Origin of the sequence: Actinoplanes sp. NPDC048988 (assembly GCF_043197815.1) — a bacterium.
In the GTDB taxonomy this organism is placed as follows: Bacteria; Actinomycetota; Actinomycetes; order Mycobacteriales; family Micromonosporaceae; genus Actinoplanes.
Window position 1 is genome coordinate 190,898 of record NZ_JBICTW010000004.1, and the last position, 17,719, is coordinate 208,616.

A 17,719-nucleotide genomic window follows, 5' to 3' on the forward strand; every position below is an offset into this window, starting at 1 on the left:
CGAGTGACGCACGACCTGCTCCTGAGCGGGGGCGAGCCGTTCGATGTGGCGGTGACCAACGGGAAGATCGCGGCGGTGGGCACGAACCTGCCGCGGGACGCCCGCACGATTGTGGACGTCAGCGGCAAGCTGGTCACGCCGGGACTGATCGATCTGCACACTCATGTCGGGCCGGGATACTGGGGGATCTCGCCGGACTCGGTGGCCTGGTACACGGGCGTGACGACGTGGGTCGACGCCGGATCGACGGGCGCTTACACACTGCCGGATCTGACGAACAGGGTTCTTCAGGTACGGGTCCCCGTGCTCCTGAACATCTCGGCGGTGGGGCTTTCCGGCCGTACGGGCGAAGGTCGTGACCTTGACAATTGCGACGTGGCCCTGGCCATCGACACCGTGCAGGCGCACCGCGAGCTGATCCGCGGTGTCAAGGTCCGCGTCGACCGGGACACCGTGGGCGACAACGGGGTGGAGCCGCTGCGGCGCGCGCTGGCCGTCGGCGAGACATGCGGCCTGCCGGTCATGGTCCACGTCGGGACCACACCGCCGCAGCTGGACGAGGTGCTGGATCTGCTGCGGCCGGGCGACATCGTCACCCACTGCTCCAGCGGGATCGCCGAGCCGCTCGGGCCGGCCGTCAAGGCGGCGTTCGGCCGGGAGGTCCGGTTCGACATCGGGCACGGCTCGGGCGGATTCGCCTTCGACGTGCTGGAACGGCAGCTCGAATCGGGCATCATCCCGGACACGGTCTCGACCGACCTGCACTGCCGATCGCTGTACGGCCCGGTGTTCGACCTGCCGACCACGATGGCCAAACTGCTCGCGGTCGGCCTGCCGCTGCCCGACGTGCTGGCGATGGCGACCACCCGCCCGGCCGAGATCCTCGGCCTGCCGGGCGGCACGCTGACGCCGGGCTCGCCGGCCGATCTGGCGGTTTTCGAGGTACGCGACGAGGAGCACGAGGTCGTCGACTCGCACCGCCAGGTACGCCGGGCGCCGGTGCGCCTGGTGAACACCGCGACCTACGTGGCCGGCCGGCTGCTGCGGCCGCGACTGCCGGCCCCACCGGCCCCCTGGGTCCCGCTGACCGGTGCCCAGCGCGCGGCGCTCGACCGGCGGGAGCAAGATCTTCGGGAGATGCTCGCCGCGCCGCTGGTCGGCGTGGACGGGCTGGCCGAGCAGTTTCCGCGAACATCCGAGGGGGACATCTGATGCCCAAGCGCGCCATCAACACCGACAAGGCGGGCCCGGTCGGCGGGCCGTACTCGCAGGCGGTCGTCGCCGGCGACTTCATCTACCTGGCCGGGGCGATCCCGTCGCTGCCCGACGGCACCTGGGTCACCGGCAGCTTCGCCGAGCAGGCCCACGCGGCCTTCCGCAACCTGGCCACGGTGGCCGAGGCGGCCGGCGCGAGCCTCGACCAGGCCGTACGGCTCGGCGTCTACCTGCGCGACTTCGACGACTTCGCGGAGATGAACGAGATCTACAAGGAGTACGTGAACGGCGAGAACCCGCCGGTGCGGACCACCCTGCCGGTGCCGCTGGTCGGCTTCGACATCGAGATCGACGCGGTTCTCTACACCGGGGCCTGAGCGCGTTTCCCCGCTTCGTGTGCGCGAGCCTGGTTTGATCACCTTGGAGGCTCGCGCCACGAACGGGTAACACGAGCGAAACGTCGGCCTGCGAGGCTCGCGGAGCGCTAACCGGGGAGGTCCCTTGTTCCTCAGCCAGCACGAGCAGGAACGGCTGCTCATCCACGTGGCGGCCGACGTCGCCCAGAAACGTCGCGAACGGGGCCTCAAGCTCAACCACCCCGAGGCCACGGCGATCATCACGGCGTTCCTGCTCGAGGGCGCCCGCGACGGCCGCACGGTAGCCGACCTGATGGACGCGGGACGGCGGGTCCTCACCCGCGACGACGTGATGCCGGGCGTCCCCGAGATGCTGGGCGAGGTCCAGGTCGAGGCGACGTTCCCGGACGGCACAAAGCTGGTCACCGTCCACGGGCCGATCGCATGATCCCCGGCGAGATCCTCCACGGCGACGGCGACATCGAGATAAATTCCGGCCGTACGCCCATAGCCCTGACCGTCCGCAACACCGGCGACCGCCCCATCCAGGTCGGTTCCCACTTCCACTTCGCCGAGTCGAACGCGGCCTTGGACTTCGACCGCACCGCGGCCTGGGGCCACCGCTTGGCCGTCCCCGCCGGCACATCGGTCCGCTTCGAACCCGGCATGCCCCGGGACATCACCCTGATCCCCTTGGCCGGCGCCCGCATAGTCCCCGGCCTACGAGGCTTGGCAGCCGGCCCCTTGGACCCACCTCCCCCCACCCCCGGGTTCCCCATCACCGCCCCGCAGACCACCACCGGCCCGGCCACCACCAGCCCGCAGACCACCACCGGCCCGGCCACCACCAGCCCGCAGACCACTACCGGCCAGACCCCCACCGGCCCGGCCACCACCAGCCCGCAGACCACTACCGGCCAGGCCACCACTGCCCCGGCCACCACCAGCCCGCAGACCACCACCGGCCCATCCGCCGCCGGACCGCAAGGCGCCGCACTCCCGATCGCCCCTCCTCCCTCGCGTTCGCTCTCCGACATTTCCGATTTATCGCCTTCGACAGACGGACCGGAGAACGGAAGCTCGCGGTGACGCAGACGGACCGGAGAACGGAAGGTCGCGGTGACCACGACCGGACCGGAGAACGGAAGCTCGCGGTGACGCAGACGGACCGGAGAACGGAAGCTCGCGGTGACCACGACCGGACCGGAGAACGGAAGGTCGCGGTGACCACGGCCGGACCGGAGAACGGAAGGTCGCGGTGACCGCGACCGAACCGCAGGGCGCGGCGCTCCCACCGCCCGCTCGCCCTCACCCGCCCACCTTTCGGATATTTCCGATTTGTTGTCTTGAGGGAATGCGCCCAAGACGGGAGTTCGCGGTGACCGGGGACCAACCGCGGCGCGGGAACGCGGTGACCGCCGACCAACCGCGGCGCGGGAACGCGGTGACCGCCGACCAACCGCGGCGCGGGAACGCGGTGACCGCCGACCAACCGCGGCACGGGAACGCGATGACCGCCGACCAACCGCAGCGCGGGAACGCGGTGACCGCGGACCAACGGCGGCGCAAGAGCGCGGTGACCGGCGACGAACCGCACCGCGAGAACGCGGTAATTACGGACCAACCGCGGCGCGGGAGCGCGGACCAACCGCGGCGCGGGGAACGCAGTGACCGCGTACGGGCCAGGACGGGAGCTGGCGGTGACCGCAGCCGGACCGTGGGACGGGAGCGCGCCGTGACCGCGTACAGACCAGGACGGGAGCTGGCGATGACCACGGCCGGACCGCAGAACGGGAGCTTGTGATGACCAGCGCGGGGCGCCTTGAGCGGAGCCGGTACGCGGCTCTCTACGGGCCTACGGTCGGCGACCGGATCCGGCTTGCCGACACCAATCTGCTCATCGAGGTCGAAGAGGATCGCAGCGCCGGACCCCGGCCGGGCGACGAGGTCGTCTTCGGGGGTGGGAAGGTCATCCGGGAGTCGATGGGGCAGTCGCGGGCCACCCGGGCCGAGGGCTCGCCCGACACCGTCATCACCGGTGCTGTCGTGCTCGACCACTGGGGTGTCGTCAAGGCTGACATCGGCATCCGGGATGGGCGGATCGTCGCGCTCGGCAAGGCCGGCAACCCGGACACCATGGACGGCGTACATCCGGATCTTGTCATCGGGCCCGGCACCGAGATCATCGCTGGTAACGGCAAGATCCTCACCGCGGGGGCGATCGACAGTCACGTTCACCTGATCAGCCCGACCATTCTGGACACCGCGATCGCGTCCGGCATCACCTCGATCATTGGGGGTGGGACCGGGCCGGCCGAGGGCACCAAAGCCACCACCGTCACCCCGAACGCCTGGTATCTGGCCCGGATGCTCGAGGCCATCGACACGTACCCGGTCAATGTCCTGCTTCTCGGCAAGGGCAACACCATGTCGGCCGAGTCGATGTGGGAGCAGCTGCGCGGGGGCGCCGGGGGTTTCAAGCTGCACGAGGACTGGGGCACCACGCCCGCCGTGATCGACGCCTGCCTCCGGGTGTGTGACGCCTCCGGCGTGCAGGCGGCGATCCACACCGACACGCTCAACGAGGCCGGCTTCGTCGAGGAGACGTTGCGGGCGATCGGCGGCCGGTCGATCCACGCGTACCACACCGAGGGCGCCGGCGGCGGCCACGCGCCCGACATCATCACGGTCGCCGGGCAGCCCAATGTCCTGCCGTCGTCGACCAATCCGACCCGGCCGTACACCCGCAACACCCTCAGCGAGCACCTGGACATGCTGATGGTCTGCCACCACCTCAACTCGGCCGTGCCGGAGGATCTGGCGTTCGCCGAGAGCCGGATCCGCCCGTCCACCATGGCCGCCGAGGATCTGCTGCACGATCTGGGCGCCATCTCGATGATCGGCTCCGATTCGCAGGCCATGGGCCGCGTCGGCGAGGTCATCCTGCGGACCTGGCAGACCGCCCACGTGATGAAGGCCCGCCGCGGCGCCCTCCCCGGTGACACGGCCGCCGACAACAACCGCGCCCGCCGCTACGTCGCCAAGTACACGATCTGCCCGGCGGTGGCGCACGGCATGGCCGATCAGGTCGGCTCGGTCGAGCCGGGCAAGCTGGCCGACCTCGTCCTGTGGGAGCCCGCTTTCTTCGGCGTACGGCCGTCGCTGGTCCTCAAGGGTGGCATGATCGCCTCCGCGCAGATGGGCGACGCGAACGCCTCGATTCCCACGCCGCAGCCGATGCTGCCACGACCCATGTTCGGCTCGTACGGCGTGGTCCCGGCCCAGACGTCGCTGGCTTTCGTGGCCCCGGCCGCCATCGACGCCATGCTGACCGACCGGGTCGGCGTGAAGCGCGCGTTCGCCCCGGTCGCCGACACCCGCCACGTCACCAAGGCCGACCTGCCCTTGAACGACGCCCTCCCCCGCATCGAGGTGGACGCCGACACGTTCGAGGTCCGGGTGGACGGCGAGATCATCGAGCCCGAGCCGGTGACCGAGCTGCCCATGGCCCAGCGCTACTTCCTGTTCTGACCATGAGCCTCGCGACGCTGCTCCTGCTGGCCGACGGCCGCCTCCCGGCCGGCGGCCACGCCCATTCGGGTGGCCTGGAGGCGCAGGTCTCGGCGGGCCGGGTGCGTGACCTCGACGGCCTGGCCGGCTTCCTCCGCGGCAAGCTGGCCACCTCGGGCCTGGTCGCCGCCGCCTTCGCCGCCGCGGCCTGCCACCGCACGCCGGAAACCCTGGCGGACCTGGACGAAGGGCTTGATTCCCGTACGCCGTCGCCCGCGCTCCGGAGGGCGTCGCGGGCCCAGGGCCGGGCGCTGCTGCGGGCGGGCCGGGCCATGTGGGCGATCCCGGAGATCGGGCGGGAACCGCATCAGCCGGTCGCCCTCGGCGTGCTGGCCCGGGCGGCCGGCCTGGGACCTCTCGAGGCGGCCGTCGCCGCGGCGCACGGCACCGTCACCGGGTCGGCCAGCGCCGGGGTGCGGCTGCTGGGTCTCGATCCGTACGCGGTGCACGGGCTCCTGGCCCGGCTCGCCCCCGACTGTGACCGGGTGGCGGCGTCGGCCGCGGCCCGGGCCGGCGACCCGGTCGGCGACCTGCCGGCCGCGGGCGCTCCCCTGCTCGACATCGGCGCCGAGCTCCACGCCACCTGGGAGGTGCGTCTCTTTGCATCCTGAAACTCACACGCATGCCGCTGACGAGGTGCCGCACACGCATCCCGAGCCGGGCGTCGACCCGCACGCGCCCCTCCCCGACGCGCCCCGGGCGCTGCGGGTGGGCATCGGCGGGCCGGTCGGGTCGGGCAAGACGGCGCTGGTGGCCGCCCTGTGCCGGGCCCTCGGGGACGAGCTGCGGCTCGCCGTGGTCACCAACGACATCTACACGACCGAGGACGCCGACTTCCTCAAGCGCAACGGCGTGCTCCCGGTCGAGCGGATCCGCGCGGTCGAGACCGGCTGCTGCCCGCACACGGCGATCCGCGACGACATCTCGGCCAACCTGGACGCCGTCGAGGAACTGGAGGCGGCGCTCGGCCCGCTCGACCTCGTGCTGGTCGAGAGCGGCGGCGACAACCTGACCGCGACGTTCAGCAAGGGCCTGATCGACCAGCAGATCTTCGTGGTCGACGTGGCCGGCGGCGACAAGGTGCCCCGCAAGGGCGGCCCCGGCGTCACCACCGCCGACCTGCTGGTGATCAACAAGACGGACCTGGCCCCGCTGGTCAGCGCCGACCTGTCGGTGATGGACCGTGACGCCCGGGCCCGCCGCGGCGAGCTGCCCACGGTCTTCCTGTCTCTGGTCGAGGACCGCGCCGCCACCCCGGTGGCCGATTGGGTCCGGGGATTGGTCGCCGCACGGTGAAGGCGTTCGCGCGGATCGCCGCCGAGTCCGACGGGCGCGGCGGCACCCGGCTCGCCGAGCTGCGCGGGGAGTCGCCGCTGCTGGTGCGGCGCACCGGGCCGGGCCGGGTCCACCTCGTGGGCGGCGCCGCCGGACCGCTGCGCGGCGACGACCTCCGCCTGGAGATCGCCGTCGGTTCCGGGGCGACCCTAGAGATTCGCAGCGTCGCGGCTCAGCTCGCGCTCCCCGGCCGGTCCCATCTGCCCACGTCCCGCTACGAGGTCCAGGCCCGGGTGGCCGAGGGCGGTGAGCTGCGCTGGCTTCCCGAGCCGCTGATCGCCGCCGCCGGCTGCGACCACGTCACCGTCACCCGGGTCGAGGTGGCCGACGGGGGCCGCCTGCTCTGGCGCGACGATCTGGTCTGCGGCCGTCACGGCGAGGACCCCGGCGACGTACGGACCGAGACCACCGTCCGTTATGCCGGCCGGACCCTCTACCGCCATGACCTCTCGGTGGGCCCGTCCGCTCCCGGCTGGTCCGGCGCCGCCGTGCTCGGCGGCGGCCGGGCGATCGGCACCGTGGTCACGACCACCGTCGCGGATCCCGCGCTGCTGGGCGGCGAGGCCGTGCTCATGCCGCTCGCCGGCCCGGGCATGCTGGCCACCGCGGTCGGCCGGGACATCCGGCAGGTGCGCGCGGCCCTGGACCCGTTGTGTGCGGCCCTCGATCCGTTGTACGCGGCGAGGTCGGCCGGAGCCGCCCTCGCCGTCGGGTGAGCTCAGGCCGCTACCGCGATCGGTACGCCGTGGGCGTCGGTGAGGGCCAGCCTGGTGTGCAGGTTGCCCTGCTGGGCCACGCGGGCGAAGTACTCGCTGCGGCGCCGCTGCATGCAGCCCTTGCGTGTCCTCGGGCCGCCCGCGGCCACCGTCAGCAGTTCCGGGGCCAGGGAGCTGTTCAGGCCCTCGCGCAGCAGTTGCAGCGCCTCGGTGCGCAGCTGGGAGATGCGCGACTCGGTGACGCCGAGCCGGGCCGCCACGTCGCTGAGGGGCTGTTCCTGCAGGAAGGACTCGGTGACGACCAGGCGCAGCCGTTCGGGCAGCGCCTGGATCGCCTGGTGCAGGTAGCCGAGGCGCTCCCTCTTGAGCAGCAGGTCCTCGGGGCCTTCGGACAGCTCGGGCACCATCTCCTCGGCCGCCCCGGTGGGGAAGCCCTGGAGGCTGAGCAGCGCCGCCTTCTGCACGTCGTCCTCGACCGTCGCCAGCTCCTGCACCCCGATGCCGAGCATCTCGGCCACCTCGGCGTCGGTGGGTGTGCGGCCGAGCGCGGCGGTCAGTTCCTGGCGGGCGGCGGCGGTGCGCCGGGCCCGGGCCCGGACCGAGCGGCTGGCCCAGTCCTGGCCGCGGAGCTCGTCCAGGAGCGCGCCGCGGATGCGTACCGCGGCGAATCGGTGGAACGGGATGCCGCGGGTGACGTCGAAGGACCGGGCCGCGCCGAGCAGGGCGGCGAATCCGGCGGAGGAAAGGTCGTCCGCGTGGACGTGGCCGGGTACGCGGTTCAGCAGTTCCCGGACCAGGTGGCCAACCATCGGCATGTGTTCGCGGACGAGGTCCTCGATGTCCCGCGCGGACGGCGCGTCGTGGGTCGTGCCGATGGTGGCGGGGAGTTCGGTCGTGTCGCTCACGTGGTCCTCCTCGCTATTCGACCGGTTGCGTGAAAACCGGCTAACGAGAAGAACTTTTACGAACGAAAGGTGCGAAGGCGGCCGAACTCGGTTGCTATTAGGGTGCTTTTCGTGAGAAAAGCTCAGGTTCAGTGGAAGGCGGCGACGTGCCGGTTCCGCAGGACCCCGGTGAGCTCCTCGTGCACCCAGTGCATGCGCGTGACGGCGATGTCCGGGTGGTCGCCGAACTCCAGCGCCACCTCCGCCGCGCATCCGTCGCTGCCGTGCAGCAGCAGCATGGCGGTGACCGCCCGCTCGACGGCCGCCTGACTGGGGCACTGGGACGGCTGGAGATCCGAGACGAAGAGGGCCTCCGCCGCCAGATCCTTGACAATGCTGATCATGTCGAACTCCCCGATGTACGACAACTAGTGCGCTGCCCTTAATGCCCGGTCGGCGGTGGTTACAACCGATCGGAGCGGAAAGAGCAAACCTCATCTTCCTCGCGCACCCCTCCCGCCCCAGCCAACACGCCGGGCGAATCGGGAGAAAATGCATGCGCCATCAGGTTCACCCTAACTCCGTGCCGCGCGGGGTGTCGTCTGCTTTTTAGGGGCGGACGCGACAGGGCCGGCCCGGAAGCCGGGCCGGCCCTGTGCAGCACCGTGGATCAGGGGACGTCGGGCGGCAGGTTGGGCCCGGCACCGGCGTCACAGTTCGGATCCTCCTCCGGGTCGTCGCAGTTGAGCGTCGCCGGAGGATCGGTCGGCCCCTCCTCGACCGGCAGCGTCGGTGTCGGCGTGGGTGTCGGCGTCGGCGTGGTACGTGGCGGAGGCTCGGGGTCGGGCGCGCCGCCGCCGGTCGTGGTGGTCGGCGTTCCCGTCGGGGTGGTTGCCGGGGTGGTCGTGGTCCCGGTCGTCGTGGTGCCCGGCTTGGGCAGCGTGGTCGTCGTGCCCGGCTTGGGCGACGTGGTGATCGGCTTGACGTTGACGCCCCCGGTCGGCTTCACGGTCGGGGTGATCGTGACGGTGCCGTCGGGCGCGATGCTGTAGCCCGGATCGGTCGTCGTCGGCACCAGCCGCGTGCTGCCGTCGCTGAGCTGCTCCACCTTCTGCGGCGGGCCGCCCGGCTTGGTCGACACGAAGGTCTCGCACGTCGCGCCGTTGAGGGTGAACGTCAGCGGCGCGATGTTGGTCGACGTGTACCGGCCGGTGATCGGCACGCTCACCGTCGATTTCGCCTTGATCGCGGCCGCCGTGGGCGAGCTGACCTCGATGCTCTGGCCGTTCTGGTTCAGCGTGGTCCGGCCGTTGCCGGAGATGGTCTGGTCGCCCGGCATGAGGAACCAGAGCTTCCAGTCGTTGACCGGGGTGTCGTCCTTGTTGGCCACCGTGACCTGGGCGCTGAACCGGCCGTTGCTGTCGTTCACGACCGCGTAGTTGACGACGCACTCGCCCGTCGGCGCCACCACTTGAGGCCCGGCGATCGCCGTCTTGTCCTTGGGGCTGCTCCCGCTGGCGCTCCAGCCGTACGTGCCGATGGCCAGCAGCAGCACGCCGGCCGTGACGACCAGGATGCGCCGGGTCCGGTTGCCCGGGCCGCGCTGCCCCGCGGCCGGCGCGGCCTGGTTGCCGTAGGCCGGGCGCAGCTGCTGCCCGGCCTCGATCGGCACCGACTCGAGGCCGGCGAACCGGCTGTTGCGGGCCGGGGCGGCCGGGTTGCCCGACGTGGGCGCCGGGGACTGCGGAGCGGCCGCGGCCGCCGCGGCCGCCGCCGCCTCGGTCATGTACTCGTTCGCGGTCGGCAGGATCGTCGTGTTCTCGGCGTCGTCGGCCCACTCGGGCACATAACCGCGGGCCACCGCGGGCGCGCCCGCCGAGAGCGCGGCCAGGATCCGGGCCAACTCGGCGCTGGACGGCCGGTCGGCCGGCCGCTTCTCGAGGCAGCGGCCGACCAGGGCGTCCACCTCGGCCGGCAGGCCCTCCACCGGCGGCAGCGGGTCGGGCTCGACGTACTGGTGAGCGCGGAGCAGGGCCGTGGTGGTGCCCACGTCCCACGGCAGCTGGCCGATCAGCGTGCGGTAGATCAGCAGGCCCACCGCGTACACGTCGGTGGCCGGGCTGACCTGGCCGCCCTCGAGCCGCTCGGGCGCGAGGTAGGCCGGCGTGCCCAACAGGCTGCCGTCGGGGTCGATGTCGTTCTCGCCGATCAGGGCCGAGATACCGAAGTCGACGACCTTGGCCCCGGTCGGGGTGAGCATGACGTTGGCCGGGGTGACGTCGCGGTGGACGATGCCGCGGGCGTGCGCGGCGGCCAGGGCGGCGGCGACCTCGGCGGTGATCCGCACGGCGTGCTGCCAGGGAAGCTTGCGCGCGCGGGCAAGCACGGCGGCCAGCGACTCGCCGTCGATCAGCTCCATCACGACGTACGGCACCGGCTCACCGTCGGCGGTGGTCGCCTCGCCGTAGTCGTAGACGTTGGTGATGTTCGGGTGGCTGAGACGGGCGGCCGCCTGCGCCTCCGCGCGCAGCCGGCGGCGGAACGCCGGGTCCGTGCTGGTCGACGGCGGCAACACCTTGACCGCGACCTGGCGCCCGAGGACCTCGTCGAACCCTCGCCACACCACTGACATCCCGCCGGCGCCGAGCCGCTCGACCAGTCGATAACGACCGGCCAGCAAACTCGAACCGGGCAGGTCCGGCTGGCTCATGTGCCCCCACATGCGCGCCTCGTGAGAAACGCCGAGTCGCACCGCCATGCTCCTCAGCGCCGGGGGAAGCTTTCCCCATCGACGGGTCGGATGCTAGCCGATGATCGCCTGTATCAGAATCCCGCGTCGGGCGGTCTACCTGCGGTTCGTTACCGTCCGTTTCACGACGGATCCCGGCCGTGGCGCCCAGGGGGAAGACCCCCGAAAGTCGGATCTCCGACTGACGTCGGGTGGCGATATCCGGATAAGGCGGTGAATGCCCGCTTCATCGGAAGTGACGGCAGGAACGAGATTCCCGCCGCCCCTTAAGAGCCGCTTAACTGGCGGTCGCCGAAAGATAACGGACCGCCACAGGTAACGATCATGAGCAATTACTTACCGTAGGGCAATTGTTGAAGCCTTGACCTGAGCAACCCCCGCTGATCGGGTGAATACCTCCGCTGATCAGCCTATTTCTCATGCCAACCTGAGAACGCGGCGTGTCGATCCGTCGCGGGAACGCTCCCGTTCCCGAAAAGTACCGACGCCGGCGACGGCCGCTTCGGCGGAGTCAGCCGCACCGGCACGGGCGCCTCCCCGGCCGGGAGCGCGCCCAGCCGAGCCAACAGGTCCAGCACCGGGTCGAGCTTTTCGTAGATGACCAGCACCACATCGCCCGCGCGGGCCAGCCGCAGCGCCGCCGGCACGGCCTCCTCGTAGCCCCGCGCCCGCACCGCCGTCAGCTGCGGGCGGCGCGCCCGCATCTCCCGCTCGACCAGTTCGGACACCTCACCGGGAGCCCGCCCGCCCGGGTCCTCATCCTCGTAGAGGACCGCCCGCGTCACGCCGTCGGCGACCACCTGGGCGCTTCCCGCCAGCAGGTCGTCGCGCCGGTCGCCGGGCAGGGTCAGCGCCACCACGCAGCGGTCCGGGCCCCACAGCTTGTGCAGGGTGCGCAGTGTGGCGGCGAGCGCGGCCGGGTTGTGCGCGTAGTCCACGAAGACCGAGACGTCGCCCAGCCGCAGCAGCGTGGCCCGGCCCGGGTTGTCGACCGTCCACCGGAACTCGGTCAGGCGGCGCACCACGTCCTCCTGGCCGGCGCCGAGCGCGCGGGCGGTGGCGATCGCGGCCAGCGCGTTCGCCACCACGTGGGGTGCCGCTCCCCCGTACGCGCCGGGCAGCTCGGCCATCCGCATCAGCGGGGTCCGCCGGGCCCCGGTGGCCTGGGTCAGCCAGCCGTCCTGGAGCAGGTACGCGGTCGCGCCCTTGGCCAGATGCTCGACCACCACCGGCTGCCGCGCGTCCAGGCCGAACCAGACGATCCGCTTGCGGTCGGCCCGTACCCGGGGCCGCTCGACCAGGTTGCGCACCCACGGGTCGTCGGCGTTGAGCACCAGCGTGCCGCCCTCGCGGACCCGCTCGGCGACCAGCGCCTTGACGTGTGCGAGGTCCTCGATCGTCTCGAGGCCGTCCTGCCCCAGGTGGTCGGCGGTGATGTTGGTGATCACGCCGACGTCCGACCAGTCGTAGCCCAGGCCGCGGCGGATCAGCCCGCCGCGCGCCGTCTCGAGCACGGCCACCTGAACGCTCGGGTCACCCAGGACCATCTGGGCCGAGAGCGGCCCGGTGGCGTCCGCCCGGTAGATCACCCGCCCGCCCACGCGCACGTCGTCGGTGGTGGTCAGGCCCACCCGCGTACCACCGGCGGCCAGCAGATGCGCGGCCAGCCGGACCACCGTGGTCTTGCCGTTCGTGCCGGTGACGGCGGCGGTCGGGATGCGCCCGTCGGAGCCGCCGGGGAACATCGCCCGCACGATCGCGTCGCCCACGTCGCGGGCCCGGCCGCGCACCGGGGCCAGGTGCATGCGCAGGCCCGGCACCGCGTTGACCTCGATCACGCCACCGGCGACCTCGCCGCCGTCGGTCACCGGCGGCACCGGCTCGGCGATGTCGGGCAGCCGCAGGTCGATCCCGGCGATGTCGAGGCCGAGCAGCGCGGCCACCCGCAGGCAGAGCCGGGCCACGTCGGGATGCACCCGGTCGGTGACGTCGTGGCTGGTGGCGCCGGTGGAGAGATTCGCCGTGCCGGCCAGCCAGACGGCAACCCCGCTCGGCGGTACGCCCGTGAGCGCCCATCCCTGGCGCTCGAGCAGGTCCGGGTCGGCCTCGACCCGGGTGAGCAACCGGGAATGGCCGATGCCGCGGCGGGGGTCGGCGTTGGTCCGCCCGATCAGTTCGGCGATCGTCGACCGGCCGTCGCCGACCACGTGGGCGGCGATCCGCTCGGCCGCGGCCACCACCTCACCGGCCACGACGAGCACGCGATAGTCACGGCCGCCGAGCTGCCGCTCCACGATCACGTCCCGGCCGGCCGCCTCGAAGGCCCGCTCGGCCTGCGCGGCGGTGCCCACGTCGAGCGTCACGTGCTCGCCGTGCCGTCCCTGACGGGGCTTGATCACGACGGGCCCGCCGAGGCGGGCGAGAAGATCAACTGCTTCCCGGGCCGTACGGGCCGGGCCGCCCTCGGCCATCGGCACTCCCGCCTCGCCCAGCAGCCGGCGGGTGACCTGCTTGTCGCCGGCGATGTCGACGCCGACGCCGCTGGTCCGGTCGGTCATGGCGGCCCAGGCCAGCCGCCGCCGCACACCCCAGCCGAGCCGCAGCAGGCTGAGGTCGTCGAAGCGCTCGACCGGGATCCCCCGCCGCCGCGCCGCCGTGATGATGGCCCGGGTGCTCGGCCCGGCCGCTTCCCTCTCGGCCAGATCGGACAAGCGCTCGAGCCCGGTCCTTCCCGCGGCGCCGCCGGCGTGCGCGCTCAGCACGAGGTCGACCGCGGCCTGCAGCAATTCGGCCGGCAGGGACGAGTCGGGCGACTCGTCCACCGGGCACTCGATGATCAGGTCGTAGAGGCCCGGTGCGCCCGCCGACACCGTACGGCCGAAGCTGACGTCCCGGCCGATCATCTGCGACAGCTCGATGCAGGCGTGCTCGGTGACGTGACCGAAGTACGTCCCCCCGCGCAACCGGCTCACGAACCCGCCCGGCGCACCCGCCGCGCAGTGGTGCTCGGCCAGCCCCGGCAGCGCCCGCAGCAGCCGCTCGGCGAAGCCGGTCACGTCCGAGGTCTCGACGCCGGTCAGCTCCTCCAGCCGCAGCCGGGCGACCATGGCGGGCCGGGAGAGGTACACGTTCGGGCCGCGCAGCCGGCGCAGGGATTCGATCTTCATGCGACGCGCCCCCCTTCACTAGGAGGCTAATCGGAACAAAACCGAAACATCCGGCTAATCGGCGTTATGGGCGGGCAGGAGGTGAGTGACCTCGGGCGGTCCGGCGGCCAGCGCGAGCGCCCGCTTCTCGGCCTGCTCGTCGCTGCCGGTCATCCGCCCCTCATGCTGGCGCAGGTGTTCCTCCCAGGTCGGCACCTGGTAGACCTCGACGTACTTGCCCGGTTCCTCGCCGTCCCGGAACAGACCCCACCGCGACGCGCCGGTGCGCTGCCGCGAACCCCGTACCGCCTCCATGGCCGCGACGAACTCGCCGGCCTTGTCCGCCGCGACCCGGTAGACGGCGGTGACCAGGATCGGCCCCTCGTCCAGGTGCGGCTCGAGCATGATGTGCGGCTCGGCCCAGAAGATGGCCGGGCTCCGGTCGGCGCCGTCCTGCTCGTGCACCGGCCACCAGCGGATCGTCACCGTGCCCGCCAGCAGCGCCACCGCGGCGGCCAGGAAGGCCGTGTCCAGGCCCAACAGCGAGGCCACCTGCCCCCAGACCAGCGCCCCGAGCGCCTGCGACCCGGCGAAGACCACCTGGTAGATCCCGAAGCCGCGGGCCCGTACCCAGTTCGGCAGGAAGAGCTGCAGGGTGGCGTTCATCCGCGAGACCAGCGTCATCCAGGCCAGCCCGGCCAGGACCAGCACGGCCGTCACCGCGATCACGTTCGGCACCAGCGCGGTGACCACCAGCGCCCCGCCGTAGACGAGCCCGGCCAGCACGATCAGCCGGTTCGGCGACAGCCGCTGCCGGATCCGGGGCATCAGCAGCGCGCCGGCGATCGCGCCCACGCCGAGTGCCGCCAGCAGGATGCCGTAGCCGCTCGCGCCCATGCGCAGCTCCTGGTGAGCGACCAGCGGGAGGAGTCCCCAGACGACCGCTCCCGGCACGACAAAAGCCACAACTCGCGCCAGGATGCGCATGACCGTCGGCGAATAGCGGACATATCGCGCGCCCGCCCGTACCGCCTGCCCGAAAGGTTCAGGTTGCGGGAGTTTCCGGGCGGGCCGTCGCCACCGGAAAAGAGCGAGCGCGAAAACCCCGTACGACAAAGCGTTCATCGCGAAAACCGTCGCCGACCCCGTCTGCGCGACGAGAAGGCCGGCCACCGCCGGCCCGGCCGACCGGGCCAGGTTCGTGTTGACCGCGCCCAGCGCCGACGCCGCCGGCAGCTCGTCGCGCGGCACCACCTCCGGGATCACCGCCTGCCAGGTCGGCAGGGTCAGCGCCTGCCCCACGCCCAGCAGGAACGTGAAGACCAGCAGCAGCACCGGCGGCATCAGGCCGAGGATCGTCAGCACGGTCAGCACGCCGGCCACCGCGAACAGCCCGAGCTGCACGGCCAGCAGCAACCGCCGCCGGTCGACCGCGTCGGCCAGCGCCCCCGACGGCAGCGCCAGCAGCAGCACCGGCAGCATGGTCACGGTCTGCACCAGCGACACCCAGGTGGCCGCGTTCGGCTCGCCGACCACCAGCCACTGCGCGCCGACCGTCTGCATCCAGGTGCCGACGTTGCCGGCCAGCACGGCGATCCAGAGATGACGGAAGACCCGCTCCCGGAGCGGTGACCATGGACTCACCGCGAGAATCTACCGGCGCCGCGCTCCCGGCCCCGGCCGGGGCAGCACCTCACGGTAGTCACCGACCTCATGCCCGCCGTCGCAGACCACCCGCACACCTACCTCGTGACCGCAGCCGCGATGCTCGAACCGCAGCGGCGGCCCCTCCGGATCGGCCAGGTGACGGTCGCCCCACGCGGCCACCGCGATCATCACCGGGTAGAGGTCGAACCCCTTGGCCGTCAGCCGGTACTCGTGCCGGACCCGCGCCCCTGGCTCCTGGTACGGCTCGCGGCGCAGCACCCCGTTCTCGACCAGGGTGGCCAGCCGGTTGGTCAGCACCTGCCGCGGAATCCTGGTACGCACCCGCATGTCGTCGAAGCGCCGGATCCCGCTGAAGATCTCCCGCAGCACCACCACGGTCCACTTCTCCCCGAGGATCGCCATCGACCGCTCGATCGTGCAGGCATCTACCGACCATTCCAGCGCCTCAGTGGAATTCACGACACCAGGCTAAGTCCACTGGACAGACCCAGCAAACGGCTGCGAGGCTGCGTCCATGACCCAGACCCAGCAGGACACGCGTACCCGGACCTTCAGCTGGACCGACCCCGCGGTCCACGCCGAGCTCATCGGCCGCCGATCCGGCCTGGAACTCCTGCGGGCCATGGCCTCGGGCGAACTCCCCGCGCCCCCGATCATGCACCTCATCGACTCGGCCGGCATGCACGTCGAGGAGGGCGCGGTCACCGTCTACCTGGACCCCCAGGAGTTCCACTACAACCCCCTGGGCACCATGCACGGCGGCGTCATCTCCACCCTGCTCGACACGGCCGCCGCCTGCTCCGTCCACAGCACCCTGCCGGCCGGCGTCGGCTACACGAGCCTCGACCTCAACGTGAAGTTCCTGCGCCCCGTGACCCTGACCTCCGGCCGCCTGACCTGCACCGGCAGCGTCCTGCAGAGCGGCCGCCGCACCGCCTTGGCCGAGGCCCGCCTGACCGACTCCCAGGACCGCCTGGTGGCTCAGGCCATGTCGAGTTGCATGCTCTTCAACCTTTAGCGATACGGGATCGACGAAAGACCACCCGCCACGGGGATCAGCGCCGTCGTGGTCCGGGCCGTCGCCCGCCGCCGGGCTGTCCTGCAACGAAAGCTCAAACCATGAACTCCCTGCTGACCGCCCTCGACGGCGCCCACCTGCACGACATCCTGCTACCCGGATACCTGGACACCGACAACGGACCACCCCGCTTCGCCCGGTTGATGGGCCGTGCCTACCTCGACCTGGGCGACCGCCTGCTCCACCTGGACGGCACCGCCTACGAAGGTTTCCTGACCCTCAGCTTCGCCACCGAGCCCACCACCTCGGACTACATGATCGGCGAGGACGAGGAGTTCGCCACCGCCTCGATCGGCTCCCTGTTCTTCGACACCACCATGCCCCACCCGATAACCGAGATCCGCTACGCGGCGACCGCCCGCTTCGGCGCGCTCGAACCCGACCCCGCCCCCGGTTCGTTCCTGGTCCGCTGCGCCGAGTTCCGCCTCCACCACGGCACCCGCCTCTTCTTCGACCCGATGTGCGTCGAGCGCCTCCAGATGGCCTCCTCCGACGGTTACGAGACCTGGCAGGCGAATGACCGCCCCCGGGACGAGCAGGTCTTCGGCCCGGTCGAGGAGCACCACTGGACAGCGCCGCCGGCCGGCCCCGGCCCAAATCGTGCGACAGGATTCTCCAGCATCGACCACACTGTGCCGACGCTGGAGGCAGAAACTCGACGGGCGGGATCACCTACGGCAGATCGAGCTGCTCGCCCTTGACGTGGTCGCCGCGGCACGGGAGGAGGGATGGCAAACGTGTGGCGACGACCCGGCGGACGCCACCCCGTTGCAACGCTCGGTCAACGAACTGGCGCGCATTCTTCGGCACCATCACTTCCCGGACGACGGCTGCGGTGAACCGGACCGGCCCACACCATGGTGACCACCGCGCTGGAGACCACTCGGGGCCTGTTGGACAACTGGGCACAGGGCCGTGATGTCCATCCCGCTCAACCCCGGCGCAGCCAGATCCGCGCCGTCATCCGGGGGTGGGCCGGGCCGATCACCCTGTCACCCAGTC

At 71.9% G+C, this 17,719-nt stretch carries 15 protein-coding genes and 1 pseudogene; 10 read left to right on the forward strand and 6 right to left on the reverse strand.

Going from position 1 to position 17,719, the window contains the following annotated elements; translation table 11 throughout:
* The first annotated feature begins 3 nt into the window (after positions 1–3).
* The 8 genes and pseudogenes from ACGFJ7_RS15225 to ACGFJ7_RS15260 all read left to right on the forward strand — a co-directional run bounded on the left by ACGFJ7_RS15225 (position 4) and on the right by ACGFJ7_RS15260 (position 7,192).
* On the forward strand, positions 4–1,212 hold the full coding sequence (locus ACGFJ7_RS15225) for an amidohydrolase/deacetylase family metallohydrolase (RefSeq protein ID WP_360239434.1): 1,209 nt from the start codon (positions 4–6) through the stop codon (positions 1,210–1,212).
* The gene (locus ACGFJ7_RS15230) at positions 1,212–1,592 is read left to right on the forward strand and encodes a RidA family protein (RefSeq protein WP_360239437.1); all 381 of its coding nucleotides are present in this window, start codon (positions 1,212–1,214) and stop codon (positions 1,590–1,592) included. Before ACGFJ7_RS15225 ends, ACGFJ7_RS15230 begins: the two co-directional genes overlap by 1 nt.
* A gap of 124 nt (positions 1,593–1,716) precedes the next feature.
* Entirely contained in the window at positions 1,717–2,019 is a 303-nt protein-coding gene (locus ACGFJ7_RS15235; protein ID WP_360239440.1) for an urease subunit gamma, read from the forward strand.
* Positions 2,016–2,321, forward strand: a pseudogene (locus tag ACGFJ7_RS15240) (urease subunit beta); the annotation flags it as partial. The gene ACGFJ7_RS15235 and the pseudogene ACGFJ7_RS15240, both read left to right, overlap by 4 nt.
* Before the next feature lie 1,053 nt (positions 2,322–3,374).
* Positions 3,375–5,102, forward strand: a complete 1,728-nt coding sequence (locus tag ACGFJ7_RS15245) for an urease subunit alpha (protein WP_392642508.1) — start codon at positions 3,375–3,377, stop codon at positions 5,100–5,102.
* Positions 5,103–5,104: 2 nt separating this feature from the next.
* Positions 5,105–5,752: an urease accessory protein UreF gene (locus ACGFJ7_RS15250; protein WP_392642509.1), complete on the forward strand. Its 648-nt coding sequence runs from the start codon at positions 5,105–5,107 to the stop codon at positions 5,750–5,752.
* On the forward strand, positions 5,742–6,437 hold the full coding sequence (ureG, locus tag ACGFJ7_RS15255; protein WP_392642510.1) for an urease accessory protein UreG: 696 nt from the start codon (positions 5,742–5,744) through the stop codon (positions 6,435–6,437). The genes ACGFJ7_RS15250 and ureG overlap by 11 nt, the downstream gene beginning before the upstream one ends.
* The gene (locus ACGFJ7_RS15260) at positions 6,434–7,192 is read left to right on the forward strand and encodes an urease accessory protein UreD (RefSeq protein ID WP_392642511.1); all 759 of its coding nucleotides are present in this window, start codon (positions 6,434–6,436) and stop codon (positions 7,190–7,192) included. The genes ureG and ACGFJ7_RS15260 overlap by 4 nt, the downstream gene beginning before the upstream one ends.
* Before the next feature lie 2 nt (positions 7,193–7,194).
* Here the strand turns inward: ACGFJ7_RS15260 and ACGFJ7_RS15265 are convergent, their stop codons facing one another.
* The 6 genes from ACGFJ7_RS15265 to ACGFJ7_RS15290 form a co-directional block, all read right to left on the reverse strand.
* A complete protein-coding gene (locus ACGFJ7_RS15265; RefSeq protein ID WP_097324464.1) occupies positions 7,195–8,097 on the reverse strand; it encodes a sigma-70 family RNA polymerase sigma factor in 903 nt (300 codons plus the stop codon).
* Positions 8,098–8,225: 128 nt separating this feature from the next.
* The gene (locus ACGFJ7_RS15270) at positions 8,226–8,480 is read right to left on the reverse strand and encodes a hypothetical protein (RefSeq protein ID WP_360239456.1); all 255 of its coding nucleotides are present in this window, start codon (positions 8,478–8,480) and stop codon (positions 8,226–8,228) included.
* A gap of 266 nt (positions 8,481–8,746) precedes the next feature.
* Complete coding sequence (locus tag ACGFJ7_RS15275) at positions 8,747–10,786, reverse strand: serine/threonine-protein kinase (protein WP_360239459.1); 2,040 nt, start codon at positions 10,784–10,786, stop codon at positions 8,747–8,749.
* A 449-nt stretch (positions 10,787–11,235) separates the two neighbouring features.
* Positions 11,236–13,992 (reverse strand): cyanophycin synthetase, encoded by a 2,757-nt coding sequence (gene cphA, locus ACGFJ7_RS15280; RefSeq protein ID WP_392642512.1) that lies wholly within the window; start codon positions 13,990–13,992, stop codon positions 11,236–11,238.
* Positions 13,993–14,046: 54 nt separating this feature from the next.
* Positions 14,047–15,615 carry an MFS transporter gene (locus ACGFJ7_RS15285; protein ID WP_392642513.1) on the reverse strand — a complete coding sequence of 523 codons (1,569 nt, stop codon included), beginning with the start codon at positions 15,613–15,615 and terminating at the stop codon, positions 14,047–14,049.
* 9 nt (positions 15,616–15,624) lie between these two features.
* Positions 15,625–16,041, reverse strand: a complete 417-nt coding sequence (locus tag ACGFJ7_RS15290; protein ID WP_360243424.1) for a helix-turn-helix domain-containing protein — start codon at positions 16,039–16,041, stop codon at positions 15,625–15,627.
* Between the two features lie 112 nt (positions 16,042–16,153).
* On the opposite strand from ACGFJ7_RS15290, the gene ACGFJ7_RS15295 reads away from it, so the two are divergent.
* Together ACGFJ7_RS15295 and ACGFJ7_RS15300 are read left to right on the forward strand one after the other, a co-directional pair.
* A complete protein-coding gene (locus ACGFJ7_RS15295) occupies positions 16,154–16,657 on the forward strand; it encodes a PaaI family thioesterase (RefSeq protein ID WP_360239468.1) in 504 nt (167 codons plus the stop codon).
* A gap of 101 nt (positions 16,658–16,758) precedes the next feature.
* Positions 16,759–17,418, forward strand: coding sequence for a hypothetical protein (locus ACGFJ7_RS15300; RefSeq protein ID WP_360239471.1), 660 nt, complete (start codon positions 16,759–16,761; stop codon positions 17,416–17,418).
* Positions 17,419–17,719: the final 301 nt, after the last annotated feature.